Source organism: Roseateles asaccharophilus, assembly GCF_004362405.1.
GTDB lineage: Bacteria > Pseudomonadota > Gammaproteobacteria > Burkholderiales > Burkholderiaceae_C > Kinneretia > Kinneretia asaccharophila.
This window is the reverse complement of record NZ_SNXE01000001.1, coordinates 708415-734635: the sequence shown is the minus strand read 5'-3', so window position 1 is coordinate 734635 and position 26221 is coordinate 708415. Positions and strand designations below refer to the sequence as shown.

The 26221-nt window shown below is 69.4% G+C and carries 23 protein-coding genes; 16 read left to right on the top strand and 7 right to left on the bottom strand.

Annotation, left to right across the window (positions count from 1 at the left end):
* Positions 1-548: 548 nt before the first annotated feature.
* From DFR39_RS03305 to DFR39_RS03275, 7 genes are all read left to right on the top strand, one after another.
* On the top strand, positions 549-3809 hold the full coding sequence (locus DFR39_RS03305; RefSeq protein ID WP_162849403.1) for a GAF domain-containing protein: 3261 nt from the start codon (positions 549-551) through the stop codon (positions 3807-3809).
* Entirely contained in the window at positions 3802-5262 is a 1461-nt protein-coding gene (locus tag DFR39_RS03300; RefSeq protein WP_133602090.1) for a response regulator, read from the top strand. Before DFR39_RS03305 ends, DFR39_RS03300 begins: the two co-directional genes overlap by 8 nt.
* A 249-nt stretch (positions 5263-5511) precedes the next feature.
* Complete coding sequence (locus DFR39_RS03295; protein ID WP_162849402.1) at positions 5512-6072, top strand: GNAT family N-acetyltransferase; 561 nt, start codon at positions 5512-5514, stop codon at positions 6070-6072.
* A 61-nt stretch (positions 6073-6133) separates the two neighbouring features.
* Positions 6134-7585: a flavin monoamine oxidase family protein gene (locus DFR39_RS03290; protein ID WP_133602088.1), complete on the top strand. Its 1452-nt coding sequence runs from the start codon at positions 6134-6136 to the stop codon at positions 7583-7585.
* Positions 7586-7655: 70 nt separating this feature from the next.
* Complete coding sequence (locus DFR39_RS03285) at positions 7656-8297, top strand: MBL fold metallo-hydrolase (protein WP_133602087.1); 642 nt, start codon at positions 7656-7658, stop codon at positions 8295-8297.
* A gap of 151 nt (positions 8298-8448) precedes the next feature.
* The gene (locus DFR39_RS03280; protein WP_133602086.1) at positions 8449-9108 is read left to right on the top strand and encodes a helix-turn-helix transcriptional regulator; all 660 of its coding nucleotides are present in this window, start codon (positions 8449-8451) and stop codon (positions 9106-9108) included.
* An 85-nt stretch (positions 9109-9193) separates the two neighbouring features.
* Entirely contained in the window at positions 9194-9853 is a 660-nt protein-coding gene (locus DFR39_RS03275) for a Crp/Fnr family transcriptional regulator (protein ID WP_133602085.1), read from the top strand.
* A 27-nt stretch (positions 9854-9880) separates the two neighbouring features.
* Here the strand turns inward: DFR39_RS03275 and DFR39_RS03270 are convergent, their stop codons facing one another.
* Complete coding sequence (locus tag DFR39_RS03270) at positions 9881-10837, bottom strand: M48 family metallopeptidase (RefSeq protein ID WP_133602084.1); 957 nt, start codon at positions 10835-10837, stop codon at positions 9881-9883.
* A gap of 49 nt (positions 10838-10886) precedes the next feature.
* On the opposite strand from DFR39_RS03270, the gene DFR39_RS03265 reads away from it, so the two are divergent.
* Entirely contained in the window at positions 10887-11387 is a 501-nt protein-coding gene (locus tag DFR39_RS03265) for a flavin reductase family protein (RefSeq protein WP_246030659.1), read from the top strand.
* Between the two features lie 68 nt (positions 11388-11455).
* Positions 11456-12376: a type 2 periplasmic-binding domain-containing protein gene (locus tag DFR39_RS03260; RefSeq protein ID WP_133602083.1), complete on the top strand. Its 921-nt coding sequence runs from the start codon at positions 11456-11458 to the stop codon at positions 12374-12376.
* Positions 12377-12422: 46 nt separating this feature from the next.
* Here DFR39_RS03260 and DFR39_RS03255 read toward each other — a convergent pair whose 3' ends face one another.
* Together DFR39_RS03255 and DFR39_RS19780 are read right to left on the bottom strand one after the other, a co-directional pair.
* Positions 12423-12803, bottom strand: coding sequence for a tautomerase family protein (locus DFR39_RS03255; protein WP_133602082.1), 381 nt, complete (start codon positions 12801-12803; stop codon positions 12423-12425).
* 9 nt (positions 12804-12812) lie between these two features.
* Positions 12813-12983, bottom strand: coding sequence for a hypothetical protein (locus DFR39_RS19780; protein WP_162849401.1), 171 nt, complete (start codon positions 12981-12983; stop codon positions 12813-12815).
* Positions 12984-13095: 112 nt separating this feature from the next.
* Here DFR39_RS19780 and DFR39_RS03250 point away from each other — a divergent pair, with 112 nt between their 5' ends.
* From DFR39_RS03250 to DFR39_RS03230, 5 genes are all read left to right on the top strand, one after another.
* Positions 13096-14019, top strand: a complete 924-nt coding sequence (locus DFR39_RS03250; protein WP_162849400.1) for a LysR family transcriptional regulator — start codon at positions 13096-13098, stop codon at positions 14017-14019.
* 66 nt (positions 14020-14085) lie between these two features.
* Positions 14086-14499 (top strand): thioredoxin domain-containing protein, encoded by a 414-nt coding sequence (locus DFR39_RS03245; protein WP_133602080.1) that lies wholly within the window; start codon positions 14086-14088, stop codon positions 14497-14499.
* A 74-nt stretch (positions 14500-14573) separates the two neighbouring features.
* Positions 14574-15038, top strand: a complete 465-nt coding sequence (locus tag DFR39_RS03240; RefSeq protein WP_133602079.1) for a hypothetical protein — start codon at positions 14574-14576, stop codon at positions 15036-15038.
* A gap of 84 nt (positions 15039-15122) precedes the next feature.
* Positions 15123-15377, top strand: coding sequence for a hypothetical protein (locus DFR39_RS03235; RefSeq protein WP_133602078.1), 255 nt, complete (start codon positions 15123-15125; stop codon positions 15375-15377).
* 16 nt (positions 15378-15393) lie between these two features.
* Positions 15394-16434 (top strand): transporter, encoded by a 1041-nt coding sequence (locus tag DFR39_RS03230; RefSeq protein ID WP_133602077.1) that lies wholly within the window; start codon positions 15394-15396, stop codon positions 16432-16434.
* A gap of 17 nt (positions 16435-16451) precedes the next feature.
* Here DFR39_RS03230 and DFR39_RS03225 read toward each other — a convergent pair whose 3' ends face one another.
* The 4 genes from DFR39_RS03225 to DFR39_RS03210 all read right to left on the bottom strand — a co-directional run bounded on the left by DFR39_RS03225 (position 16452) and on the right by DFR39_RS03210 (position 23844).
* A complete protein-coding gene (locus DFR39_RS03225; RefSeq protein WP_133602076.1) occupies positions 16452-18251 on the bottom strand; it encodes an ABC transporter substrate-binding protein in 1800 nt (599 codons plus the stop codon).
* Between the two features lie 17 nt (positions 18252-18268).
* Positions 18269-20113 carry an ABC transporter substrate-binding protein gene (locus tag DFR39_RS03220; protein ID WP_133602075.1) on the bottom strand — a complete coding sequence of 615 codons (1845 nt, stop codon included), beginning with the start codon at positions 20111-20113 and terminating at the stop codon, positions 18269-18271.
* Positions 20110-21945, bottom strand: a complete 1836-nt coding sequence (locus DFR39_RS03215) for an ABC transporter substrate-binding protein (RefSeq protein ID WP_133602074.1) — start codon at positions 21943-21945, stop codon at positions 20110-20112. The genes DFR39_RS03220 and DFR39_RS03215 overlap by 4 nt, the downstream gene beginning before the upstream one ends.
* Before the next feature lie 72 nt (positions 21946-22017).
* Positions 22018-23844, bottom strand: coding sequence for an ABC transporter substrate-binding protein (locus DFR39_RS03210; protein WP_133602073.1), 1827 nt, complete (start codon positions 23842-23844; stop codon positions 22018-22020).
* Between the two features lie 382 nt (positions 23845-24226).
* Here DFR39_RS03210 and DFR39_RS03205 point away from each other — a divergent pair, with 382 nt between their 5' ends.
* Together DFR39_RS03205 and DFR39_RS03200 are read left to right on the top strand one after the other, a co-directional pair.
* Positions 24227-25165, top strand: coding sequence for an ABC transporter permease (locus DFR39_RS03205; protein WP_133602072.1), 939 nt, complete (start codon positions 24227-24229; stop codon positions 25163-25165).
* A complete protein-coding gene (locus tag DFR39_RS03200; RefSeq protein ID WP_133602071.1) occupies positions 25162-26217 on the top strand; it encodes an ABC transporter permease in 1056 nt (351 codons plus the stop codon). Before DFR39_RS03205 ends, DFR39_RS03200 begins: the two co-directional genes overlap by 4 nt.
* Positions 26218-26221 lie beyond the last annotated feature (4 nt).

Genomic DNA, 26221 nt, shown 5'->3' with positions numbered 1-26221 from the left:
GGTGGCGGTCGCGACAAGCACCCGTCTCAAGAGGTAGCCGCAGAGTACCTATGGGAGTTGTTCATCAAGCAGGCGCAGTCCTGAACACTGGCTGCAGCCACTGTTCTCAGCAGCAGAAAGTCAGTTCAGCACGTCTTTAGAACAGAAGCTATCAAATCGGCGCCCGTAGTTTTCGAATGGCCGGTTTCGCAGTAGGTCGGTGGCTGGAAAGGGCCCGCAGAAGACATCCGCGTCGAGTAACTGCCTTTGCGAACTCTGTACTACCGCTGCGGGTCGTGAGCGGCCATTCATGTGGCGAGGACCAGCGACTGTCACCAGCCTGAAGCTGACACAACCTAGCTCACGGCCGCTCTGCAGCAGCGACCCAGATACGCTGCGCAGCAGCGCTCACAGCCCGCCCAGCGCCCCGCCCTTAGGAACTTTTAGGCCGCGTTTAGCAAGATTTCAGAAGCACTGTCGGCTGCAGGAAACAGCGCGCCAGCGGCCCGTGATTTGCGAGCAGGGCCGCCGCAATGAGGGCGGCAATCGCCCACATAATCCCGGCGCCCATGCCTAGCAAACCGACTTCAGCCCGCAGCAGCATCCCCACCCCCTCATGGCCCGACAGGCTGGACCGCCTGGCGCGGCTGCCGCTGCGGCTTGGGGGTTTGAAGCGCGAGTCGGCGCTGCTGAGCGCGGTGCTGGACGAGGCGCTGCAGCTGCTGGGCGCCCAGCGGGTGTTGCTGGTGCTGCAAACGCGCCTGAGCCCGCCGGCCATCGCCGGCGCACGCCTGCCGGGCCAGGAGCGCGCCGAGGCCCTGCTCGACGCCGTGGGGCCCTGGCTGCAGGAGGCGCTGGACAGCGGCGCCAGCCGGCTGCGCCACGGGCCGCCCGGCGCGGAGCCCAAGCGGCAGCGCAGCTGCCTGGTGGCGCCCCTGATGGCGCCCGAGGGGCCGCTGGGCTGCCTGTATGCCGATATCGAGGGGCCGCAGGGGCGCTTTGAAGCGGCGCACGGCGCGCTGCTGTCCGCCCTGGCGGCACAGGCCGCCCTGGCGCTGGCGCAGCAGCGGGAAATGGCGGCGCTGCAGCAGGCGCTGGCGCAGCGCCAGGCCGCCGCCCAGGAGGCCGCGGCCGCGCTGAAGGCCAGCGCCGAGGTGCTCAAGGTGATTCAGGGCGCGGCGGCAGACAGCCAGCCGGTGTTCGACAAGATTCTGCAGAACTGCAAGCGCGTCATCCCCTGCTCCGACATGGGCCTGCTGGTGGTGGACGACGAAGGCAGCATGCGCATCGGCCGCGTGCAGGGGCCCCACGGGCGCCTGATGGCCCGCAACTACCTGCCGCAGCCGGTGGGCCGCAGCATCATCGGCGAGGCGGTGCAAAAGCGGCGCGTCATGCATTACCCGGACGCGCTGAACGGCGCGGACGTGCCCCGCAGCGTTCGCCGCGTGGCCGAGGCCCTGGGCAATTTCGCGGGCCTGGTGCTGCCCATGGTGGTGCAGGGTCGGGTCATCGGGGCCTTGGTCATCGCGCGGCTATTCGCGCAGCGGGCCTGGCCGCGCTACACCAGCAGCGAGATCGCGCTGGCCCAGTCCTTCGCGGACCAGGCGGTGATCGCGCTCCAGCACGCGCGCTTGTACCGCGAAACCCAGGAGGCGCTGGAGCAGCAGGCCGCCAGCTCGGAGGTGCTGCAGGTCATCACCTCGTCGCCGGGCAATCTGCAGCCGGTGTTCCATGCGATTGCGGGCAAGGTCGCGCGCCTGTGCGAGGCCGATGACGGCGGGCTGTGGCTGGTGCGGGGCAGCCTGGCCCGGCCGGCCGGGGGCTGGGGCGATCTGGGCAACTGGCCCGAGGCCGTGCTCGATATGCAAAGAGAGTTCCCGCTGGAACATCTGCTGGGCCCCGAGCCGCTCAAGCGCGCCTATGTGCATCTGAGCGATCTGATGGACACGCCCGCCTACAAGGCCGGCCTGGCGGTGGCCACGGGCTTTGCCGACCGGGGCGGCGTGCGGACCTGCCTGATGGTGCCCCTGGTGGACGACGGCCAGGTGGTGGGCATTCTGAGCGCGATCCGGCGCACCGTGCGCCCCTTCAGCGACCGGCAGATCGCGGTGGTGCAGGCCTTTGCGGCCCAGGCCCAGCTGGCCATGAAGAACGCGCGCCTGATCAACGAGACCCAGGAGGCCCGCGAACAGGCGGAATGCGCCAAGCGCCAGGCCGAGGCGGCCAATGAGGCCAAGACCGCCTTTCTGGCCACCATGAGCCACGAGATCCGCACGCCCATGAATGCGGTGATCGGCCTGAGCGGCCTGCTGCTGGACACGCCGCTGAACGAGGTGCAGCTGGACTATGTGGCCACCATCCGGTCCTCGGGCGACGCGCTGCTGGACATCATCAACGACATCCTGGACTTCTCGAAGATCGAGGCCGGGCGCATGGAGGTGGAAACCCAGCCCTTCGATGTGCGCGCCTGCATCGATTCGGCCCTGGATCTGGTGGCCTCGCGCGCGGCCGAGAAAGGCCTGGCGCTGCGGCTGCGGGTGGACGAGGCCGTGCCCGGCGCCGTGGCCGGCGATGTGACACGCACGCGGCAGGTGCTGCTCAATCTGCTGGCCAATGCGCTGAAGTTCACCGAGGCGGGCGAGGTGCTGCTGAGCGTGGACCTGGGGCCGGAGCCCGGCAGCCTGCACTTTGCCGTGCGCGACACGGGTATCGGCCTCTCCGCGGCCGACCACGCGCGCCTGTTCGAGAAGTTCAGCCAGGCCGACTCCAGCACCACGCGGCGCTACGGCGGCACCGGCCTGGGGCTGGCCATCAGCAAGCGCCTGGCCGAGGCCATGGGCGGCGCCATGTGGGCCGAGAGCGCCGGCCCCGGCCTGGGCTCGACCTTCCACTTCAGCATCAGGGCGACACCCTGCGAGCGACCTGCGCATGAGCCGGCGGGCAGCGCCCCCGGCCGGGCGGGCCCCGCGCCCGCAAGCGCACCGGCGAGGGCGCAGCAGGGGCCCGAGGCCCAGGGCCTGGCCGCGCGCCACCCGCTGCGCATCCTGCTGGCCGAAGACAACACCGTGAACCAGAAGGTGGCGCTGCGCCTGCTGCAGCGCATGGGCTACCGCGCCGATGTGGCGGCCAATGGCCTGGAGGTGCTGGACGCCCTGGCCCGCCAGCCCTACGACCTGGTGCTGATGGACCTGCACATGCCCGAGATGGACGGGCTCAGCGCCACGCGCGAGATCGTGCGCCGCATGGGCGAGCACAGGCCGCGCATCGTGGCCCTGACCGCCAGCGTGCTGCCCGCCGAGCGCGAAGCCTGCCTGCAGGCGGGCATGGACGGGCATGTGGTCAAGCCCATCGAGGAAGACATGCTGGCCACCGTGCTGGCGGCCAGCCCGCTGCGGCGGCCGGCCCGCGCGCGGGCGCCTGCGCCTGCGCCTGCGCTGGTGCCTGCGCCTGCGCAGGCGTCTGCGCTGGTGCCTGCGCCTGCGCAGGCGTCTGCGCTCATCGATCACGCCATCCTGGCGCGGCTGCGCCAGAGCGCCGGCCAGGACTTTGTGGCCGAGCTGGTGCAGGCCTTTGCCGAGGATGCGCCGGGCCTGCTGCAGGAGCTGGAGCGGGCCCAGGCGGCCGGCGAGGCCGGTCGCTTCATGAGCGCGGCCCATGCGCTGCGCAGCAATGTGCTGACCTTCGGGGCCCTGGGCCTGGGCGAGGCGGCGCGGGTGCTGGAGCACGAGGGCCTGCCCGCCGACCCGGCCGCACTGCACACGCTGAGCACCGGCCTGGCGCCGCTGGTCGCGGCGCTGCGGGCCTTCATCGAACCGAACTCCCATGTCTGACTGTCACGACTTCGGCCACTTCTGTGTGCGCCTCGCTCAACGCCAGGTGCTGGTCCACGGTGAGCCGGCCGCGCTGGGCAGCCGCGCCTTCGAGGTGCTGCGCGCCCTGCTGGAGCGGCGCGAGCGCGTGGTGAGCAAGGACGAGCTGATGCAGCTGGCCTGGCCCGGCGTGGTGGTGGAAGAGAACAATCTGAGCGTTCAGGTGGCGGCCTTGCGCAAGCTGCTGGGCGCCAGCGTCATCACCACCGTGGCCGGGCGGGGCTACCAGTTCACGCCGCCCAGCGCGCCCCGCCCGGACGGCATGGCCGCACCCGCCGCGCCCACCGCGCCCACCGCACTGGCGCCGCCCCGGCACGGCACACGGGGGCATCTGCTGGTGGCCGAGGACAACCGGGTGAACCGCCTGCTGCTGGTGCGCTCGCTGGAGCTGCTGGGGCATCAGGTCACGGCCGTGCTCGACGGCCGCCAGGCGCTTGAAGCCCTGCGCACGCGGCGCTTCGACCTGCTGCTGCTGGACCTGGCCATGCCGCATATGAGCGGCTTTGAGGTGCTGGAGGCCATGGCCCGCGACCCGGAGCTGCGCGACGTGCCGGTGGTGGTGACGAGTTCGGTGGAGGCGGTGGACCAGGTGGCGCGCTGCATCGAGCTGGGTGCGGATGACTATCTGCACAAGCCCGTGGACCCCACGCTGCTGAAGGCGCGCGTGGCCTCCAGCCTGGAAAAGGCGCGCCTGCGCGAGCAGCAACGGGAGTTGATCCAGCGGCTGACCGCGGCCGCTGCGGCACAGGCCCCGCGCGCCAGCGAGAGCAGCGTGATGCAGCAGGCCGAGCGTGTCGAGGCGGTCGTGCTGGCCGTCAAGCCGCGCAGCGCCGCCCAGGCGATGTGCGCCACCCAGGCCGCCGCCGAGCAGATGCGCTGGCTGGACGAATGCCACACCCTGTGGCGCGACGCCGTGGCCAACCACGGCGGCGTGCTCATGGGCGAGCTCGGGGGCACCCTGCTGGCGCGCTTCGGCGTCGGGAGCGGCGCGGCTGAGGCCGCCACCATGGCCCAGGCGCGCCTGTCCGCCACCCGCGCCGCGCTGGACATGGCCGAGATGCAGGACCTCTTCAACGCCGAGCGCCTGGCCCTGGGCCGCGCGGGGGGTGGCCTGGCCGTGGGCATTGCCAGCGGCGCGCTGACGCTGGTCGCGCCCCCCGCCGCCGCGGGCCTGCCCGCGCCGGGGCGCTGCACGGGCGCAGCGCTGGATGCCGCACTGGCGCTGAGCTGGCAGGCCGATGCCGCCGGGCCGGACGGCACAGAGGACGCGAACGCGCACCAGATCTGGCTGGATGCGGCCACCCAGGCGGCCCTGGTCGGCCGGGTGGCCACGCGGGCGCAGCCCCTGCCGGCCGCCATGGCGCCCGGCGCAGCGCTGTGCCACGCGGGCGTCTTTGCCGTGACGCTGCGCTGAGTCCGCATCCGATGGGTAGGCCTGTTTAGCAAGACTTAGGCGCAGCCTTAGCAAGGCTGAAGGACGGCAGGCGGGGATGGCGAACACAGTTCAGCCATCGACCACGAGGGCCCACCGGGCCCCTGCCTCGGAGCACCGTCCATGCACGCCTGTACACACCGCCCGACGATTGCCTGGGCACGCCGCCGCCAGCCGCTACAGGCTGGGCATGGGGCTGGGCCTGGGGCTGGAGCTGGGGCCCGGCGCCCCTTGCGGCAGCGCCTGCTCGCCGCCCTGCGTCACCATGCCGCCCGTCTGGCCCAGGTCTGGGGCGCGGGCGGCAGTGAGCCCGCGCCCCGGCTGCGCCCGGTCGACGCCCAAGACCTGGGCGCCATGGGCCGCTATCTGATGGACCTGGGCACAGAGCGGCGCCGGCTGCGCTTTCACGGCGGCGTGAATCCGTCCGAGCGCCTGCTCTCGCAGATGACGCGGGTGGATGGGCGCTCCCAGCTGGCGCTGGTGGCGGTGGTGCCTGCCGGCGAGGGCGAGCTGATCGTGGGCGAGGCCTGCTGCCAGCTCGACCGCAGCCGGCGCTGCGCGGAGTTCGCGATCTCGGTGGCGCAGCTCTGGGAGGGCAGCGGCCTGGCGCGAGCACTGCTGGAGGCCTTGCTGCGGTCCGCCGCCGCCTCGGGCATGGGCCGCATGGCCTGCGAGGTGCTCGCCGACAATGCGCGCATGATCACGCTGCTGGCACGCACGGGCTTCGAGCCCGAGCCGGTGGCCGAAGCCGGCGTGCAGCGCTGGCAGATCAGCCTGGCGGAGCCCCGGTGAGAGCGGGTGGCCAGTGCCGCTGAAAGCGCCGCCCCTCAGCACCGCAAGCAAGGATCTCCGCATGAAACGACGCCAGGCTTTGGGAGCCACCGGACTGGGGCTGGGATCGATCTTGAGCATGGGCATGGCTCCGGCCCTGGCGCAACTGCAGCGGGCCAGTGACCGCCAGCCCGTACATGCCGCCGATGCGCCGCGCGTGATCGTGGTGGGCGCGGGCATTGCCGGCCTGGCGGCGGCTCAGCGTTTGCGGGCCGCCGGCCAGCGGGTGCTGGTGCTGGAGGCGCGCGAGCGCAGCGGTGGCCGCATCTTCACCAGCCAGGCCTGGCGCGGACCGGCCATGGACCTGGGCGCCTCCTGGATCCATGGGGCGGGCCCGGCCAATCCGCTGACCCAGCTGGCGCGCCGCATCGGGGCGCGCACCTTCAGCACCGATATGGAGAACGCCCAGGCTTATGACGGCCTGGGCGGCGAACTCCGCGCGGCGGAGCAGCGGCGCCTGGCCGATCTGCGCGGCCGGATCGGCGAGCTGCTGGCCGAGCGCGAGCTGGAGGCCCGCGATGTCTCGCTGCAAGCCCTGGTCTATGAGGCCCTGGACTACACCGAGCGCCCGGCCCCGCAGCAGCGCCTGATCGACTTCCTGCTCAATAGCGAGTTCGAGCATGAGTACGGTGCCGCGACCCGCCAGCTCTCGGCCCGCTGGTTCGATGCCGGCAGCGCCTACGAGGGCGGGGAGCTGATCTTCCCCGATGGCTACAAGGCGCTGATCGATCATCTCTCGACCGGGCTGGACATCCGGCTGCAGCATGAGGTGCGGGAGATCGACTACCAAGGGGCGGCCGGTGTCACGGTGCGCACCCAGCACGGCAGCTTCAGTGCGCCGCAGCTGATCGTCACCCTGCCGCTGGGCGTGCTCAAGGCTGGCAAGGTGCGCTTCAGCCCGGCGCTGCCCAGCCGCAAGCAGATCGCGATCGAGCATCTGGGCATGGGGGTGCTGAACAAATGTTGCTTGCTGTTTGAGCGCGCCTTCTGGGATACGCAGCTGGACTGGCTGAACCATTTGCCACCGACGGGTCGGGCGGGGCAATGGACCGAGTGGGTGAGCCTGGCGCGCCCCAGCGGTGCCCCGGTGCTGATGGGTTTCAATGCGGCGGACCATGGCCGTCGCATCGAGGCCATGAGCGACGCGGCCCTGGCGCAGGACGCCATGGCGGTGCTGCGGCGCATGTTCGGCAGCCAGATCCCGGCGCCGCAGGACGTGCTGGTCAGCCGCTGGGCCAGCGACCCTCATGCCCTGGGCGCCTACTCCTGCCATGTGCTGGGATCGCATCCGGCGCAGCGCGACGATCTGGCCCAGAGCGTCAACGGGCGTCTGTTCTTTGCCGGCGAAGCCACCGACAGGCAGCACTACCAGACCGTGCACGGCGCCTACCAGTCGGGGCTGCGCGCGGCCCAGGAGCTGCTGAGAGCGGGCGGGGGCCAGCAGGCCCGCGCCCCTGTGTCCCACAGCGCTTGAGACCTGGCGCCGGCAGACGGGATCTCATTTGGAACAATGAGGGATCCATTGTTCCCCGCACCCGACCCGCATGAGCCTGCGCTACCTCACCCTGCCCGTCACGCCCTTTGCCCAGAACTGCTCCCTGCTGTGGTGCGACCAGACCCAGGAGGCCGCCCTGGTGGATCCGGGCGGGGAGCTGCCCCGGCTGCTGGCGGCCGTGGCCGAACGCGGGCTCAAGCTCCAGGCGATCTGGCTCACGCACGCCCATATCGACCACGCGGGCGGCGCGGGTCAGCTGGCGCGTGAGCAGGGCCTGCCCATCATCGGGCCGCATCGCGGTGACCAGTTCTGGATTGACGGCCTGCCCCAGCAGAGCGCCATGTTCGGCTTCCCGCCGGCCGAGGGCTTCACGCCCACGCGCTGGCTGGAAGACGGGGACACGCTCAGCCTGGGCCGCGAGACGCTGACGGTGCGCCACTGCCCGGGCCATACCCCGGGCCATGTGGTGTTTCACTCGGCCTCGGCCCGGCGCTGCTTTGTGGGCGATGTGCTGTTTGCCGGCAGCATAGGCCGCACCGACTTCCCGGGCGGCAATCATGCGGAGCTGATCGCCTCCATCACCCAGCGCCTGTGGCCCATGGGCGATGACACGGTCTTCATCCCCGGCCACGGCCCGGAGAGCAGCTTCGGCGCCGAGCGCCGCAGCAATCCCTTTGTGCGGGACCGCTGAGCCCCAGACCTGCGGCGGGACCCGTGTCGCCGATGTGAATTTTTCACAAAGTTCGGCAGCAAGATTCACCGCCGCCGCGGGGCATCCCTCCTTAAGCTTGACCCCATCAAGAACCGCGCCGCTGTGACGGCCGCTCACCAGGGAGTTCAATATGCTGGAGATGCTCGCCCCCTCGCCGCCGTCCCGCGGCCCCGGCCCGCAGGCCCGCCCAGAACGCCGCAGCGCCGCCTCGCTCAGCAGCCACTGGCTGGGCCTGGTGCTGGAGGAGTTGGACTATGGCGTGCTGCTGCTCAACCAGCGCGGCGAGGTGCTGTACAGCAACCGCGCTGCCCGTCAGGCCATGAATCAGGGACATCCGCTGCTGCTGCAGGGCCATCTGTTGCGCACCCGCAGTCCCAAGGACGGCAAGCCCTTCTTCGATGCCCTGGCCCAGGCCGAGGACGAGGGCCGGCGCTGCCTGCTGCGCCTGGGCGAAGGGGCCGAACAGGCGAATGTGGTGGTGGTGCCGCTGAACCGCGATGTGGAGCAGGCCGCCGTGCTCCTGGTGCTGGAGCGCCGCCAGCTCTGCGGCGCCCTGGCCGTGCAGTGGTTTGCGCTGCGCTACGGTCTCACCCCGGCCGAGACCGAGGTGCTCAAGGCCCTGAGCGACGGCCATGAGCCCGCCGGCGTGGCCCAGCAACAGGGCGTTGCCATCTCCACGGTACGCACGCAAATCCAGAGCATCCGTGCCAAGTCCGGCACGCCCAGCATCCGCGAGCTGCTGCGTCAGCTGGCTGTGCTGCCGCCGTTGATGTCGGCCTTGTACAACTAAGTTGTGACTGACGCCGGCGTTTGCATCTCTTAACATCCGACGCTCGGGCCGGGCTGTTCGCCATGCGCCCAAAGGGAGAGCGTCCATGGACACGCCGGTTCTTGCACAAGCCCTGATCGCCAGCCCCGTGACGGGTTCGGTCGAGCCCGCCCTGGCGGCGCTGCCACCCTCGCTAGCCGCCCTGGCCGTACGCGGCTGCCCCCGCAGCTACCGCAAGGGCACCCTGCTGCTCGAAGAAGGCGCCCAGGGCGACAGCATCTATCTGGTGCTCTCGGGCCGCTTGCGCGCTTTCGGCTGCGATGCCCGCGGTCGCGAGATCACCTATGGCAGCTATGGGCCTGGCGACTATGTGGGCGAGATGAGCCTGGATGGCGGCCCGCGTTCGGCCAGCGTGATCACCGAGGACGCCAGCCGCTGCGTGATGCTCAGCCGCGAGTCCGTCCTGGCCCATATTGCCCAGCATCCTGAGTTTGCACTGGACCTGCTCACCCGCGTGATCCGCCGCGCGCGCGCCGCCACCCTGTCCACCAAGCAGCTGGCGCTCAACGATGTGTACGGTCGGCTCAAGGCCCTGCTGGAGAGCACGCCCGATGAGCGCCTGACACACCAGGCCATGGCGCGCCGCCTGGGCTGCTCGCGTGAGATGGTGTCCAAGCTGATCAAGGATCTGGAGCAGGGCCAGTACCTGGCGCGCAACGGCGCCGGGCGCTACACCCTGCTACGCCCGCTACCCGGGCGCTGGTAGATCGCGGCCCGCGGGGGTGTCGGCGCCTCAGCCGGCGCGCTTGGGCAGGGGCGGCGCCACCTCGAAGCGCTGCGCCGGCTTCTCGGCCCGGGCGTACAGCCCCTCCACCTTGGGCAGATTGGCCTGGATGTCGCGGATGCGGCTGGGGCCGGCCGGGTGGGTGGACAGCCATTGCGGCGGCGCGCCCTTGCTGGCCTCGCCCATCTTCTCCCACAGGCTCACGCCGGCGGCCGGGTCATAGCCGGCGCGGGCAGCCAGTTCCATGCCCACCAGATCGGCCTCGCTCTCATCCTCGCGGCTGAACTTCAGGGTCAGCAGCTGGCCGCCCATATTCAGCACCGCATCGCCCACATTGCCCAGACCCAGCAGGCTGGAGACCAGGCCCGCCCCGATGCGGGTGGCCGTGGTCTTGGCCATGCGCTCGCGGGCATGCTCGCGCAGGGCGTGGGCCACCTCATGGCCCATGATGGTGGCCACCTCGTCGTCATTGAGCTTGAGCTTTTCCAGGATGCCGTAATAGAAGGCGATCTTGCCGCCCGGCATGCAGAAGGCATTGAGCTCGGGGCTGCCCAGCAGATTGACCTCCCAGCGCCACTGGCGGGCACGCGGATTCCAGCCATAGGAATGCGGCACGATGCGCTGGGCAATGGCGCGCAGGCGGCGCAGCTGCGGGTTGCTGTCGGGCGCCAGCGCGCCCTGCTGGCGCGCCTGGGCCAGCATCTGCTGGTACTGCTGGGCGCCGGCCTGCTCCACCTGCTCGGCAGGCACCAGGCGGGCGATGCTGCTCTGGTTGCCGACCTCCACGCCCTCGCGCGCCCAGGCCGGCGTGGCCGCCAGGGCCCCCGCGCCCACCAGGCCGCTGAACAGACGGCGGCGCGAGAGCCGCGCGGCCGGGCGATGGCAGTCGCAGCGACCGAAGCCGTAGTCCGGTGCGGCGCTCAGATCCAGGGTGTCGGGGCAGTGAAAAACGTCATCGTGCTGCATGATGGCCGTATTCTGAGCCAGATCAACGGGCTGACCGACAATAGGGGCCATGGTCATGCCGCCCCTGTCTCCTCCCGACGCCCAGCAGTTTCGCGCCGCCCTGGGCATGTTTGCCACCGGTGTCACCATCGTCACCGCCCGCGCCGCCGACGGCAGTCTGGTGGGTCTGACGGCAAACTCCTTCAACTCCGTCTCCCTGAGCCCGCCCCTGGTGCTGTGGAGCCTGGCGCGCAGTGCCGGCTCCATGCCGGTGTTCAGCCAGGGCTCGCACTACGCCATCAACATCCTGGCCGCCGACCAGAAGGAGCTGGCCCAGCGCTTTGCCACCCGCAATATCGACCGCTTTGCCGGCGTGGCCTGGCGCGAGGGCGCGGGCGGCGCGCCGGTGCTGGACGGCGTGGCCGCGGTGTTTGAATGCGCCAACCGCAGCCAGTACGAAGAGGGCGATCACGTCATCTTCGTGGGCGAGGTCGAGTCCTGCGCAGCCCGCCCCGGCAGCCAGCCCCTGATCTTCCACGGTGGCCGCTATTACACCGAACTGCCGCTCTGAGCGGCGCCCCCGAGCTTTCACCTAGCGCCAGCTTGATGCAAGCCAGCCCGTTTGCAATGGCATGAATGATGCCCCTCATCTCCCCTGAACCCACCGGCCTGCGGCGAGCGTGCTCGCGCCGACGTCTGCTGGCCGGCCTGGGTGCCGGCCTCGGCCTGGGCATGCTGGCTGGCAGCCCGGCGCTTGCAACGACGCCCGAGCGCCTGCCCATCGTGGTCTCGGACGATGTGCTGCGCGACTACCGGCGCTTTCTGGCCGGCCGCGAGCCGCTGGAGGTGCAGGACTTCGGCGGGCCGCACGGGCGGCGCGATGTGGCCGAGCTGGTGCTGCTGCACAAGGCCCTGGCCGAGGGCGGCGGCCCCCGCAGCACCGAGCTGCTGGAGCGCCCCACCTCCACCCGCCTCAAGGCCGATCTGCGCGCCGGTGTCGGCGCCTGCACGGGCACCAGCTACTGGCGTCGCGACTTCGAGGATGAGGACCCCGACCTGCTCTTCAGCCAGCCGGTGCTGGAGAACGGCGAGTTCGAGGTGGGGCTCTACACCATGCCCGGCAATCATCTGGCCCAGAGCGCGCGCGGCCTGGACGATCTGCGCCGCCTGCGTCTGCTCTCCAACCGCGAGTGGCGGGTGGATTGGGAGACCCTGGTGCAGCTGGGCCTGGGGGACAGGCTTCACCACGTCAGCAACTGGAGCAATATGCCGCGCATGCTGCAGGGCGGCCGCGCCGATGCCTTGCTGGCCCCCTTCCAGCCCGGGGTCGATATGGCCCTGCAGGTGGACGGCATCACCCTGCTGCCCATACGCGGCCTCAAGATCTCGATGCGGGGCACGCGTCACTACGTGCTGTCGCGCCGCCACCCGGCCATGGCCGCCCTGCTGCGCCAGCTCGACACGGGCCTGCAGAACCTGCGCCGCAGCGGCCTGATCCGCCAGGCCTATACCCAGTCCGGTTTCTTCCATCCCGAGGTCAAGCGCTGGACCCGGCTCTGAGTTGCCGCGGGCCAGGGCCAGGCGGGCTGGCATGGGCCCGTGAGGGCTAGACGTGCAACAGCCGCCCGCCGCCGAATGACCAGCTCTCCCAGCCCGTCTCCACAAAGACGAGCATCAGCTGCTCGGTATCGATGCCGGCCTGGGCCAGATCGGTCTTCAGCTGCTGCAGCAGCTTCTGCTTGACCTTGGCACTGCGTCCGACCGACCAGAGGATTTCAATCAGCACGAAGTCGGGGCCGCGATCGGCCTGCAGATCCGGGTAACGCGGGTCGACGCGCAGATCCTCGGCCGGCAGTTCCAGCACCCGCTGGAAGCGGTCGGTAGCCGGCACACCGACCGCGACCAAGGCGGCATGCACCGCGTCCAGCACGGTGTTCTTGAAGCTCGCCGGCTTGGGCTGGCGGACGGTGAGCGTGACCAGGGGCATGGCGGGCCTTCAGTAGTAGCGCGAGTGCGGATAGCCGGGCTGCACCCAGCGGACCTCGGCCTTCCGAGCCCAGGCCAGGAGCCAGCGGTCCAGCACGGAGCCGGACGGCTGCGCGGCGGCAGCGGCGAGGGCCGGCGGCCGGTGGGCGGTGCGAAAACGCAGCAATGAGAGGGTGCTCATGAGGAACTCCTGGGACGGTCAAGCGCGGTTTGCACTCGATGGCATGGATGCTATGTTTGCGTCGACGCACAAACAACGCCTCAAACCGCAGACAGAAATTGCAAATTTGCACATGACAAGCCGTTCTACCGACCATCCCGCCGAATCCCTGAACTGGGACGATCTGCGCTATGCGCTGGCGATTGCCGAGGCCGGCTCCCTGGCCGGGGCGGCCCGCGCCCTGGGCGTGCAGCACACCACGGTGCTGCGCCGCCTCGATGCCCTGGAGCAGCGCCTGGGGGCGCGCTTGTTCGAGCGTCACCGCCAGGGCTATCGCTCCACGGAGGCCGGTGAGCTGATGGCGGCTCAGGCTCGCGCCATGGCGCCGGGAGTGGCTGAGCTGCAGCGTCGCATCCTCGGGCGTGACACCGCGCTGCAGGGCCCGCTGCGCCTGAGCACCGCCTTCGTCGCCATGCTCTACCTGCTGCCCCGGCCGCTGGCCGACTTTGCTCGCGCCCATCCGGGTATTGCGGTCGAGATCAGCGAGAACTCGGCCCTGGTCGATCTGTCGCGGCGCGACGCCGACATCGTGCTGCGCTTCAGCGCCCAGGTGCCCGAACATCTGGTGGGACGCCGACTGGGCGAGATGCGCATGCGCATCTATGCGGCGCGGGGCGCACGCCATCTGCCGCAGGTCCAGACCCCGGTGGCGCAGCTCTGCCAGAACTACCCCTGGATCGGCTATGAACGCGACCGCAGCTCACGCTTTTACGACCGCTGGCTGCGCCGCCATGTGGCGGACGAGCGTATCGTGATGCGGGCCGACCTGATGCAGTCGGCCGCCGCGATGGCGCGCACCGGCCTGGGCCTGGCCTTGCTGCCGACGCTGATCGAGCCCCATGAGCCCGAGCTCCTGCCCGTTTCCGAGGTCCTGCCGGAAATGGACATTCCCGTCTGGCTGCTGACCCATCCGGATCTGCGGGACACCGCCCGGGTGCGAGTCTTCATGCAGCAGATGGGGGACGCGCTGGCCCGCTGCCTGGCGGCGGCGCCCTGACAAGCCGTTACCGCCTGGCACGCTCTTGCAACGCCTGCGGCGAGGCAGCGGCTCAACAATCCGGCCATGCGTCTCACCTGCCCCCACTGCCAGACACGCAACGTCGTCCCCGAGGCCGCCGCCGGGCTGGACCCGAGCTGCGAGCACTGCGGCAAGACCCTGCTCAGCGGTGAGGTGGTGGAGCTCTGCGAGACGAACTTCGATGCCGTCGTCGCCGGCAGCGACTTGCCCATCCTGGTGGACTTCTGGGCCCCCTGGAGCGGACCGGCCCGCATGATGACGCCCCAGCTCAAGCAGGCCGCGCGCCAGCTCAAGGGACGGGCCCTGCTGGTGCGCATCAACAGCGACACCAGCCCGCACCTGGCCCGGCGCTACGCCATCGCCAGCATTCCCACCCTGACCCAGCTGCGCGGCGGTCAGGAGGTGCAGCGCATCAACGGCCCGCTGCAGGCGCCCGAGATCCTGGCCTGGATGCAGTAAGCCAGGGTTCACACAAACGTCATCCGCCCGCCATCAGCGCGGGGCAGCATGGCAGGGCAACACCTGCTGTGCCCATGAACCCTGACTTCATCCCGTGCAAGACCGAAGCCGGCCGGCAGCGCCTGGCCGAGCGCGCCTCCCTGCCCGCGGCACTGCGCGCCCTGCTCATCATGGTGGATGGGCGCAAGTCCATGGCGGCGCTGCGCCCCCTGGCACAGGGCCTGGGCCTGGCGGCCGACGCCGCCTTCGCCCAACTCCAGCAGCAAGGCCTGATCAGCCAGCCAGCCGCGCCCGCCACGCCCGGCACCACAGGCCCATCGGCCGCCCAGCGCCTCTTGCGCAGCAAGGTCTACGCCCTGGATCTGGCGGCCCGCATGCTGGCCGGACGGGACGAGGCCCTGCGCGAGCTGGCCCGTGAAGTCGACTCCGAAAGCAGCTTCCAGCGCTGGCTGGACGAGTGCACGGCCGAGATCGGCCGCCGCGCCGATGCGGAGCGGGCCGATCTGTTCCGTCAGCGGGTGCTGCTCAACACCGCCTGAGCTCCGCGAGCCGGCTTCATCAAGCGGTCACCGGAGGCCTTCATCATGCGGCTCTGTTGCAACCCCAGCCTCAACCCGCCCGCCATGGCCCGCCTCGATGATCTGCCGCAGGACCCGCTCTGGGCACCGCTGTCCAGCACGCTCAGCCGTGCCGGCTTCGAGCCCCGGGACTTCGAGCTGCGCAGCGGCCCGCGCAGCGAGCTGGGCCATCTGATCACGCTGCGCCGCCGCTCCACCGGCCAGCGCCGCCACTACACCGTGATGCCGGGCAGCCCCTGGCTGTTCAATGCCTTTGCCGACCTGACCGGCGGCTGCTTCGGTCAGCCGGCCCCGCACTGAGGTCCGCATCCAGCCCATGCCCGGCCTGCCTGGCGCTCCCGCCGCCATCTCCAGCTACGGCTGCGATGCCGACGGTCTGATCTGCGGCTACCGCCTGCATCCGGAGCGCCCGGCCCAGGCCCTGAGCCAGGCCAGCGAGGCCCTGCCATTGCATCCGGACAGCGCCGCCGCCGACGGCAGCGTGCTGTGGCTGCACTTCAATCTCAGCCATGCCGGCGCCGAGGCCTGGCTGCGCAAGCACGCCACCGATCTGCCCGAGAGCTTCTTTGAAGCCCTGCACGAGAGCGCCTCGCGCTCCACCCGCATCGAGCGCGACGGCGACAGCCTGCTGGCCGTGATCAACGACGTGACCTTCGACTTCAGCTTCGAGGCCAGCGATCTGGCCACGCTGTGGCTGGCCCTGAGTCCGGGCCTGGTGCTGAGCGCCCGGCGCCGTCCCCTGCGCGCGGTGGACCGGCTGCGCATGGCCGTGCGGCGCGGTGAGCCCCTGGGCTCGGGCCTGGAGCTGCTGACCCATCTGCTGAATGACCAAGCCGATGAGTTGCAACGCATCGTGCGCCAGGCCACCCAGCGGGTGGACGAGATCGAGGACGCCTTGCTGGCCGGCCGCCCCGAGGCACAGACCGCCGAAATCGCCTCGCTGCGACGCCTCATGGTGCGGCTGCAGCGCCTGCTGGCGCCCGAGCCCAGCGCCCTGATGCGCATGCTCAGCAGGCCGCCCGCCTGGGTGACGGTGGAGGCTCGCGAGCAGCTGCGCCGGGCCAGCGAGGAGTTCGCCCTGGTGCTGGGCGATATCGCGGCCCTGCAGGAGCGCATCAAGCTGATGCAGGACGAGAACGCCACCCGCGTGGCCGAGGCCAATAACCGCAGCCTCTTCACCCTGACCATGGTCACGGTGCTGGCCCTGCCCATCAATCTGGTCTCGGGCCTGTTCGGCATGAATGTGGGCGGCATTCCCCTGGCCGAACATGGCCGGGGCTTCTGGATCATGCTGGCCCTGATCGCCGGGCTGACCGGGGCCATCGCCTTTCTGGCCCTGCGCCGCATGCGGCGCTGACCAGCGCCTGCCGGGCCTCAGCCCTGCAGATCCACGTAGCGCCACCAGTCGCGGTTGAAGGGGTGGCGGCGGTAGCCTTGAACCCGGGGCTGCCAGAGGTCCACGCGGATGGCGTGGGAGTGCGCGATATAGGGCATATAGGCCAGCATCAGCCGGTTGGCCTCGCGCATGGCGGCCAGGCGTTCGGGGCCGTCGGGCAGGCGGCGCTGGCGCTCGTAGAGCCGGTCATAGGCCGGCAGCTGCCAGCGCGCGTCATTGGACTGGCCGGCATTGGGCCCGTAGGCCATGGCCAGGAAGAAGTCGCCGTCGGGCGCGCTGATGTCCCAGCTGAAGCCCCACATCATCAGCTGGCCGGCCAGGCTCTTCTTGATCAGCTCGCCAAACTGGCTGGTCTCGAACTCCATGCGCAGGCCCAGGGCGTCCATGCGCTTTTTCCAGAGCTCGTTGACCGCGCGCTGGTTGGAGTGCGCCGTGCCGGCCATGCGCAGGGTCAGGGGCTGGCCATCGGGATGCTCGCGCCAGCCGTCGCCGTCGCGGTCGCGGTAGCCGTAGATGTCCAGCAGGGCGCGGGCACGCGGCAGGTCGGCGGCACTGAGCTCGCTGCGCAGCTGGGGGTCATGGCCGTAGATCACGGGCGGCAGCAGGGACTGGGCCGGCACGGCCTGGCCCTTGAACACCACGCGGATCTCCTGCTCGCTGTCATAGGCCAGGGCGATGGCGCGGCGCAGGGCCACGCGCTCGGGCGTGTTGCCGCCCACCTGGGGGTCCTGGCAGTTGAAGAAGGTGAACTTGACGTCGGGACCCAGGCTGGTGCGTGCCTGCATGCCACGCTTGGCCAGATGCGGCGCCAGCCGCCCCCCGGGCATGACCACGGGGGCCAAGCCGGGCGGCAGGGTCAGCACATCGAGCTCGCCGCCCTGGAAGGCCAGCCAGCGCGGCTGCGACTCCTCGATGATGGCGACATGCACCTCGTCCAGCAGGGGCAGACGCCGGCCGGCCAGATGCGCGGCCATGGCCTGGGCCTGGGCATCGTCCGGCGGGGCCACGCTGTCAAAGCGCTGCTCGCGAAAGCCGGGGTTGCGCTCCAGCACGATGAGGGAGCCGCGCCGCCAGCGCGCCAGCCGGAAGGGGCCCGTGCCCACGGGGTGGGCCATCAGCTCCTCGCCATAGGCCTGCACCACCTCGCGCGCCACCGCGCCGGTCAGGCCCGCATTGGCGAAGTGGTGCACAAAGCGCGGATCACCCTCGGCCAGGCGGATCTCGAAACGGTAGCGGTCCAGGGCGCGCAGGCCCGGCACCGGACGGTCGTAGTCGAAGGGACGCTGGCTCTTGATCGCCGCCTGGCGAAGCTCGTTCAGGCCCAGGATCTGGGCACCCTCGAACTGGTAGAGATGCTCGGTGCGCAGGCGCGGATCGAAGAAGCGCTTGATGCTGTAGACATAGTCCTCGGCCACCAGCTCACGGCGCTGACCCTTGAAGGCCGGATCGTCAGCAAAGAAGATGCCGGGCCGGATGCTGAAGACGAAGTGCCGCGCATCGGCGCTGATCTCGGGCAGGGCCGCCGCCGTCAGCGGGCGCAGCACCGCCCCCGGGGCCAGCGGGTCGTAGCACAGCGGCGGCTCAAAGATATGGGCGTTGATGTGCACCGAGGTCTGGTCCGAGACCTGGGGCGGGTCGAAGCCCACCTCCGCGGTCTGGAAGGCGACGCGCAGCACCTTGCGGCCGGTGGCCGCCAGGCCCGCGCCCGGCAGGGCCACGCCGGCGGCGGCCAGGCTGCCCAGCAACAGATCGCGGCGACGCGGGGTGATGCAGCTCATGGCCGGCATGCGCAGGCTCAGCGCGCGGTCTCGCGCTTGCTCTCGTCAATGTCCACGTACTGCCACCAGACATTGCCGAAGGGCGGGCGCTTGTAGCCGATCAGCCAGGGCTGGCTGAGGTCGTTGATGATGCGGTGCACCGTGTACTTCTGCGGCATGAAGGCCACCGTGATGCGCTGCGCCTCGCGCAGCAGGGCCAGGCGTTCGGGGCCGTCCGGCAGCTCCTGCATGCGCTTGTAGATGGCGTCGAAGCGATCGTTGCGGAAGCGCGCCAGGTTCTGGCCACCGGCGTCCGGGCCGTTGAGGATCTGCAGACCGTCCTGCACATCGGGCGAGGCGGCGCTATAGCCCAGCTGCCAGATCTGCAGCTGGCCGGCGCGCGCGCTCTTGAGCTGCTCGGGCCACTTGCCGGCCTTGATCTTGAAGCGCACGCCCAGGGCGTCCATGTTCTTCTTCCAGAGCTCGTCGAACTGGCGCGAGAGCGCGTCGGGCTGGCTGGCGTACTCGATCTCCAGGGGCTTGCCATCGGGCAGCTCGCGCCAGCCGTCGCCGTCGCGGTCCTTGTAGCCGTACATCTCCAGCAGGGCCTTGGCGCGCGGCAGGTCGAAGTCGCTGTTCTCGGTCTTGAACTCCGGGTCGTAGCCGTAGGAGAAGGGCGCCACCACGGACTGGGCCACGATGGCCTGGCCGCGCCGCGCCAGACGGATCTCGCGGCCCACATCGGTGGCCAGGCTGATGGCGCGGCGCAGCGCCACCTTATCGGCCGTGTAGCCGCCCACCACCGCATCTTCCATATTGAAGTAGTAGAGCACCCGGTCGGTGTTGAGCACGCGCTCCAGCTGCACACCGCGCTTGGCCAGGTTGGGCGCCAGCTTGCCGTGCGGCAGGGCCACGCCGCTGAATTCCAGGGGCACGGACACCAGATCGAACTCGCCGTTCAGAAAGGCCAGCCAGCGCGGCTGCGACTCTTCGATGATGGAGATGTGCACCTCGTCCAGCATGGGCAGGCGACGGCCCTTGAAACGGGCGGCGAACTCCTGGGCCCGCGCATCGTCGGCATTGGGCTCGGCGTCGTAGACCAGCTCGCGGTAGCTGGGGTTGCGTTCCAGCACGATCTGGGAGCTGCGGCGCCAGCTCTTGAGCTTGAAGGGCCCCGTGCCCACCGGATGCTCCATGATCTTGTCGCCGTAATGCTCCACCACCTCGCGGGCCACGGCGCCCATCAGGCTGTTGTCCGCCAGGGTAAAGAGCAGGCGCGGGCGCGGCTCTTTGAGCTTGATCTGCAGGGTGTAGCGGTCCAGGGCGCGCAGGCCCTCGACAGGGGTGTCGTAGTCGAAGGGCTTCTTGTTCTTGAGCGCGGCCTGGCGCAGCTCGTCCACGCCCAGCATGCCGATCGAGGCCATGCCGGCGTAGACGGGGCTCTTGGTGGCCGGGTCGAAGAAGCGCTTGAAGGCGTAGACAAAGTCCTCGGCCACCAGCTCGCGCGGCTTGCCCTTGAAGACCGGGTCATCGGTGAAGAAGATGCCGGGCTTGAGCTTGATGGTCCAGGTCCGGTAGTCGGCGCTGACCTCGGGCATATCGGCCGCCACATTGGGCTTGATCTTGTAGGGACGGGCCAGATAGTCGTACTTGTACAGGCCCTCGAAGAGATGGCCGGTGACGATGCGCGAGTACAGATCGCTGAGCTGGGCGGGGTCGAAGCCGGTCTCGGAGGCCAAGAAGGCATAGCGCAGCACCTTGGGCTCGGCCGGCGCCTCACTCTTGTTCGCCAGGGCCTGGGGCACGGCGCCGCTCAGCAGCAGGGCGGCGGCAAGAGGCGCAAGGGGCGCCAAGGCGCCGGCAAAGAGTTGTCTGCGTTTCATGGTTGGGCTTTCAGGGTCGGGTCCACATCCACGTACTGCCACCAGTCCTGCCAGAACAGGGCGCGACGGTAGCCGATCAGCCAGGGCTGGTTCACATCGGTGATGAGCCGGTGCACATGGTTGCGATAGGGCAGGTAGACCGCGGCGATGCGCTTGGCCTCCTCGATCAGGGCCAGGCGCTCGGGGCCGTCGGGCAGGGTCTGCATGCGCTCGTAGAGGCGGTCAAAAGCCGGCAGCTTGAAGCGCGAGAGATTCTGCCCGCCCGTGGCCGGGCCGTAGAGGCGCTGCAGCGCCGCCTGCGCATCGGGCTTGTCGGCCGAGGAGGCCACGCCCCAGATCTGGAACTTGCCGCCGCGCACGCTCTTGAGGTTCTCGGGCCATTTGGCCGTCTTGAACTCGATGCGCAGGCCCACAGCCTTGAGGTTCTTCTGCAGGATCTCGTCGAGCTGGCGCGAGGCGCTCTCGGGCTGGGTATGGCGGGTCAGGGTCAGGGGGCTGCCATCGGGCAGTTCGCGCCAGCCATCGCCATCGCGGTCCACATAGCCATAGAGCTCCAGCAGGGCCTTGGCCCGGGCCGGATCGAAGTCGCTCATGCTGCTCTTGAACTGCGGCGCATAGCCGGTGGTGTGAGGCACCACGGGCGACTGCGCGGGAATGGCCTGGCCGCGGCGCACCAGACGGATCTCGCGGTCCACATCGATGGCCAGGCCGATGGCGCGGCGCAGGGCCACCTTCTCGGCCGTGTAGCCGCCCACCACCGGGTCTTCCATATTGAAGACGGTCATGGTGGACTCGGGGCCCACGATGCGCTGCGCCTGGATGCCGCGGCGCGCCAGGCCGGGTGCTAGCTGGCCATTGGGCAGGGCCTGGCTGATGAACTCGGCCGGCACGCGCTCCAGATAGTCCTTCTCGCCGTTCAGAAAGCTCAGCCAGCGCGGCTGGGCTTCCTCAATCACCGAGATCTCCACCCGGTCCAGCATGGGCAGGCGGCGGCCCTTGAAGCGGGCCAGCAAGGCCTGACCCTCGGCATCGTCGGCCGCGGGCTCGGCGTCGTAGAAGCGCTCGCGGTAGCTGGGGTTGCGCTCCAGCACCATGCGCGAGCTGCGCCGCCATTCCTTGAGCACAAAGGGCCCGGTACCCACCGGATGCTCCATGCTCTTGCCGGGATAGGCCTCGATCACCTCGCGCGCCACCGCGCCATAGAGGTCGGAGCCGGTCAGCAGGGCCTGCAGCAGATGGGGTCGCCCCTGCTGCACCCGGATCTGCAGGGTGTGGCGGTCCAGGGCGCGCAGGCCCTCGATGGGGCTGTCGTAGTCAAAGGCCTGCTTGCTCTTGAGCGCCTGCTCGCGCAGGGCCTTGAGGCCCAGGATGCCCGCGTCCTCCATCGTGGCCCAGGCCGGGCTCTTGAAGGCCGGGTCGGCAAAGCGCTTGAAGCTGTAGACATAGTCCTCGGCGACCAGCTCACGCTTCTTGCCGCCAAAGGCCGGGTCGTCGGCAAAGAAGATGCCGGGCTTGAGCTTGATGGTCCAGGTCCGGAAGTCCTCGCTGACCTCGGGCATGGCCGCCGCCGTCAGCGGCTTGAGGCGCACCGGCCGGGCCAGATGGTCGTACTGGTAGAGGGCCTCGAAGATGTGGGCGGTGATGGTGCGCGAGTAGATGTCGGAGAGCTGGGCCGGATCAAAGCCCGTCTCCGCCACCTGGAAGGCGTAGCGCAGCACCTTGGCCGCGGGGGGCGGCGCATCGGCCGCCAGCGCCCGGATGGGCCCCAGGGACAGGGCCGTCAGGGTGCCCAGAGCGGCCAGAGTGCAGAGTTGGCGACGCAGGATCTTCATGGTGGCTTACACGCTTCTCGCTAGTCGGGCCGCCCGGTCGGGCGCTGCACTCGGGGGCTCTGGGGCGCAGGCTCAGCGCGCCTGCTGCTTCTTGAGCTGTTCGGTGTCGATGTCCACGTACTGCCAGAAATCGCGGATGAAGACATTGCGGTCAAAGCCGATCACCCAGGGCTGGGCCAGGTCGGTGAAGAGGCGGTGCACCGTGATCTTGTAGGGCATGTAGGCGATCATCAGCTTGGCCGCCTGCTCCATCAGGGCCTGGCGCTCGGGGCCGTTGGGCAGCAGCTTCTGCTTCTGGTAGAGCTCGTTGTAGGCCGGCAGGTCGAAACGCGACTTGTTGGCCTGGCCCTTGGCGCGGCCATCACCCAGGGCCAGGAAGGTGTCGCCGTCCGGCGCGGTGGCCACCCAGGACACGCCCCACATCATCAGCTTGCCGGCATTGGCGCTCTTGAGGTTCTCGGGCCACTTGGCGGTCTTGAACTCGATGCGCACGCCCAGGGCGTCCATATTCTTCTGCCACTGCTCGATGAGCTGGCGGCTCTGGCTGTCGGGCTGGGTGGCGTACTCGATGACCAGGGGCTTGCCGTCGGGCAGATCGCGCCAGCCGTCGCCGTTCTTGTCCACATAGCCGTACAGATCCAGCAGGGCCTTGGCCTTGGGCAGGTTGTACTCGCTCATCTCGGACTTGTAGTCCGGGCGGTAGCCGAAGGTGCCGGGGCCGAAGGGGCCCTGGGCCGGAATGGCCTGGCCGCGGCGCGGCAGGCGGATTTCCTTGTCGATGTCCACGGCCAGCGAGATGGCGCGACGCAGGGCCACCTTCTCGGGCGTGTAGCCGCCCACCACCGGGTCTTCCATATTGAAGTAGCTGAACGCCACTTCCGGATAGGGGAAGCGCACCGAGCGCATGCCTTCCTTGGCCAGATTGGGCGCCAGCTTGCCGTTGGGCGTGGCGATGCTCACGTACTCGGAGGGCACTTCCTCCAGCACATCGGCCTCATGGCGCAGGAAGGACAGCCAGCGCGGCTGGTTCTCCTCGATGATGGCGATCTCCACCCGCTCGGTCAGGGGCAGGCGGCGGCCCTTGAGCTTGGCGGCCTGGGCCTTGAGCACCGGGTCGGCATCGGCGGGCGGCTGCTCGTCGTAGAGCTCTTCGCGATAGTTCGGGTTCTTCTCCAGCACGATGCGCGAGCTGCGGCGCCATTCGGCCAGGCGGTAGGGCCCGGTGCCCACCGGGTGCTCCATGATCTTCTTCTCGCCGTAGTACTCCACCACCTCGCGCGCCATGGCGCCCAGGAAGGCCGAGTCGGCAAACTGGTTGATGAAGCGCGGATCGCCCACGCCCAGCTTGACGCGGAAGGTGTAGCGGTCCAGCAGCTGCAGGCCCTCGACCTCGCGGTCGTAGTCAAAGGGCTTCTTGGCCGCCATCAGCTCCTTGCGCAGCTCGGACAGGCCCAGGATCTGCACGTTCTCCAGCAGATAGAGGTTGCGGCTGTTGAGCGCCGGGTCGTAGTGGCGCTTGATGGAGTAGATGTAGTCGGCCGCGGTGAGCTCGCGCTTCTTGCCGCCAAAGGCCGGATCGTCCGAGAAGTAGATGCCGGGCTTGATGCGGAAGGTCAGGGTCTTGAAGTCTTCCGAGATCTCGGGCATGGCCGCGGCCGTCGAGGGGCGCAGCTGGTAGGGGCGGGCCAGATAGGCGAATTCCAGCGGCGCCTCGAAGATGCCGGCGGCCACCGTCTTGGAGTAGCGGTCCGAGATCTGGGCGGGATCGAAGCCGGTTTCGGCCACGCGGAAGGAATACCTCAGCGTCTTGGTGGGCTGGGCCGTCTGGGCCGCCACAGTCAGGGAGAAGGCGCCGAGCAGGGCGGCCAGGCCAGCAGCCCTTGCAAATCCACGTCGCATCACGTCAAGAATCCTTATCTCGCAAACCACAACGCCACCGGCCTTGTGGGCGGCGGGGCGCATCACTACAGGGGACCGGCGCGGATGGGCGCGGGCTCCGGGCGAAGCCGCGCAGTCTAAGGCGCCGGGAGGCTAAAAGCCATGCACGGCAACCCCAGGAGCGCGGCCCCCAGGGTGCATCGGGCGCGCATTTTCGCCCAGAAATGCCCGGTTTCGCCCCTGTTCATGGGGTTCACGCGGGGCTTTTCCCGAAAACCAAGGGCAAATGCGGGTTGTCCCCAGGTCCGCGTCCATTAGACTCCCGCCTGTTTTCGCCCTGGGAACCCCGGTCGCCACAAGTGCCCGGGGTTTCGTTTTAGACCTTGCTTGGAGACCGACAGCGATGGCGGCATACCTGATAAGGCGCCTGTGGCAAATGATTCCCACCCTGCTGGGCGTCGTGCTGCTGGTGTTCTTCCTCTTCAAATACTTCGGTGGTGACCCCGCCGAGATCCTGGGTGGCCTGAATGCCAGCCCCGAACAGATCGAAGCGATCCGCGAACAGCTGGGTCTGAACAAGCCGGTCTGGGAACAGCTCTTCATCTTCCTGAAGCAGATCGTCACCTTCGACTGGGGCAAGAGCTGGGCCACCAACGAGTCGGTCGCCAACCTCTTCGCCAGCCGCCTGCCGGCCACGCTGACGGTGATGCTGCCCATCCTGGTGCTGGAAGTGCTGCTGGCCATCCCCTTCGCCCTGGGCGTGGCCTATGTGCGCGGCAGCCTGACCGACCGCTCGGTGATGATCATCACCACGGTGGCCGTGTCCATCTCCCTGCTGGTCTATGTGATCGTGGCCCAGTATGTGTTCGCCTTCCGCCTGGGCTGGTTCCCGGTGCAGGGCTGGACCGACAGCGTCTGGACCAACCTGACCACCTATGCGCCGCTGCCGGTGCTGGTGGCCGTGGCCGTGGCCCTGGCGCCCCAGACCCGTCTGTACCGCACCTTCTTCCTGGATGAGATCGGCCACGACTATGTGCGCACCGCGCGCGCCAAGGGTCTGACCGAGAAGACCATCCTGCTCAAGCATGTGCTGCGCAACGCGATGATCCCCATCCTGACCAATGTCGCGGTGGCACTGCCGGGCGTGTTCGTGGGTTCCTTCCTGCTGGAGGTGTTCTTCTCCATCCCGGGTCTGGGCCGCGAGATCCTGCTGGCCGTGAACCGCAGCGACTACCCCGTCATCCAGGCCTTCGCGATCTACATCGCCTTCCTGACCATGGTGGTCAACCTCCTGACTGACCTGCTGTACAAGCTGGTCGACCCGCGCGTGGTGCTGAAATGAGCGCAGTGCTTTCTACCCCCAACACCGCTGCGGCCAAGCCGCAGCGCTCCGAAGGCGTCTGGGCCGCGTCCTGGCGCCGCATGCGTGCCGACAAGGTGGGCATGGTCTGCATGACCATCGTCGGCCTGTTCCTGCTGCTGGTCATCGCCTCGGGCGCCGGCCTGGTGGCCAAGGACTGGCAGAAGGAAGTGGGCGTGGCCAATGCGCCGCCCACCTTCATGGGTCCGGCTCCGGCCGAAGCCATGGGCACCATCGCCACGCCCAAGGGTCCCAATGTGGACCTCTCGGACATCGACCCGCTGGCCCCGCGCTACCAGGAATGGGAAGAGCGCGCCAAGCAGTTCAAGACCGAGGAAGTGGTCAAGGCCGAGACCCTGCCGCTGGGCGGTGACCGCCTGGGCCGCGATGTGCTGGCCAAGGTGATCAAGGGCGCCGAGGTCTCCATCATGGTGGGCGTGCTGGCGGCCGTGGTGGCCACCATTATCGGCACCGTGCTGGGCGCCATCTCGGGCTTCTTCGGCGGCAAGGTGGGCGACTTCCTGGAGTGGCTCTACAACGTCTTCACCGCCATCCCCGGCATCCTGCTGATCTTCGCCTTCGCCGTGATCTTCGGCCGCGGCGTGCTCTCGGTGGTGATGATTCTGGGCCTGGCCGGCTGGCCCGGCATCTACCGCCTGATCCGCGCGGAGTTCATGAAGCATTCGGTGCGCGAGTATGTGCGTTCGGCCGAGGCCATTGGCGCCTCCAAGACCAGCCGCATGTTCAAGCACATCCTGCCCAATGTCTCGCATGTGGCCCTGGTGCAGCTCTCCCTGCATGTGGTGGCCTTCATCAAGAGCGAGGTCATCCTGTCCTATCTGGGTCTGGGTGTGGGCGTGGACCAGGTCTCCTGGGGCACCATGCTGTCCGAGAGCCAGAGCGAGCTGATCCTGGGCTACTGGTGGCAGCTGGCCGCCGTGACCGGCTTCATGGCCATCTTCGTCACCGCCTTCGCGCTCTTCACCGATGCGCTGCGCGATGCGCTGGATCCCAAGCTGCGTGGCCTGGAGTAAAGAC